The organism is Klebsiella sp. SWET4 (assembly GCF_024296565.1).
Lineage (GTDB): Bacteria > Pseudomonadota > Gammaproteobacteria > Enterobacterales > Enterobacteriaceae > Klebsiella > Klebsiella variicola.
This window is the reverse complement of the sequence record NZ_JANCOB010000052.1, coordinates 1-1,172: the sequence shown is the minus strand read 5'-3', so window position 1 is coordinate 1,172 and position 1,172 is coordinate 1. Positions and strand designations below refer to the sequence as shown.

At 72.4% G+C, this 1,172-nt stretch carries 2 protein-coding genes; both read left to right on the top strand.

What is annotated here, in order from left to right; all coding sequences use genetic code 11:
• Window positions 1–851: methyl-accepting chemotaxis protein (locus NKJ21_RS27445; RefSeq protein ID WP_254733450.1), on the top strand; the 851-nt coding region annotated here is incomplete at its 5' end.
• Between the two features lie 60 nt (window positions 852–911).
• Window positions 912–1,172 (top strand): phosphoribosylamine--glycine ligase N-terminal domain-containing protein (locus NKJ21_RS27440; protein WP_254733448.1); only part of this gene is annotated, 261 nt, incomplete at its 3' end.

Here is a 1,172-nt window from a genome sequence, read left to right as displayed (position 1 = left end):
CGGCCTCGGAGCAGGTCAGCCAAGGCGCGACCGAGCAGGCCGCCTCGGCCGTGGAGGCCTCGGCCTCGATGGCGGAGATGGCCGCCAACATCAAGCAGAACGCCGACAACGCCGCCCAGACCGAGAAGATCGCCCGCCAGTCCGCGCAGGACGCCGAGGTGTCGGGCAAGGCGGTCGCCCAGGCCGTGGAGGCCATGCGGACCATCGCCGAGAAGATCACCATCGTTCAGGAGATCGCGCGTCAGACGGATCTTCTGGCCCTGAACGCGGCCGTCGAGGCGGCGCGGGCCGGCGAGCACGGTCGCGGCTTCGCGGTCGTCGCTTCCGAGGTGCGCAAGCTGGCCGAGCGCAGCCAGACCGCCGCCGCCGAGATCAGCGCGGTGTCCGCCGACACGGTCAAGGCCGCGCAGTCGGCCGGCGAGATGCTGGCCAATCTGGTGCCGGACATCCGCAAGACCGCCGAACTGGTCGCCGAGATCAGCGCCGCCTGCCGCGAGCAGGATGTCGGCGCCAGCCAGATCAACGAAGCCCTGCAGCAGCTGGACAAGGTGACCCAGCAGAACGCCGACGCGTCCGACAAGATGTCGGCGACCTCGGAAGAACTGGCCGCCCAGGCCGAGGAGCTGCGGACCTCCATCGCCTTCTTCCGCATCGACGGGGTCGACGCCCCCGTGGCGGCGCGGCCGGTGTCCAAGGCTTCGGCCCGGCCCGCCAAGAAGGCCGTCGCCGCCAAGTCGGCGAGCCGGACTTCCGTCGCGGCCCAGCAGGCCCGCGCCAAGGGCTTCGCCCTGGACATGACCCAAGGCGGCCCGGACGCGGACGACGCCAACTTCAAGGACTACGCCGCCTGAGACGGCGCGGCGCGGGTCCGGCCTTGACCCGCGCCGTCGCCCACGCCACACCCCGCGCTCATGGAAAAGCTGACCATCCTGCTCGTCGGGTCCGGCGGGCGTGAGCACGCCCTGGCCTGGAAGATCGCCCAGTCGCCGCTGTGCGGCCGGCTGGTCGCCGCGCCCGGCAATCCGGGGATCGCCGCCGTCGCCGAGCTTCGGAACGTCAAGGCCACGGACGCGGACGGGCTGACGGCCTTGGCCCGGGAGATCGGCGCCGACCTCGTGGTGGTCGGCCCGGAGTCGGCCCTGGAGGTCGGGCTCGCCGACAACCTCGCCGAG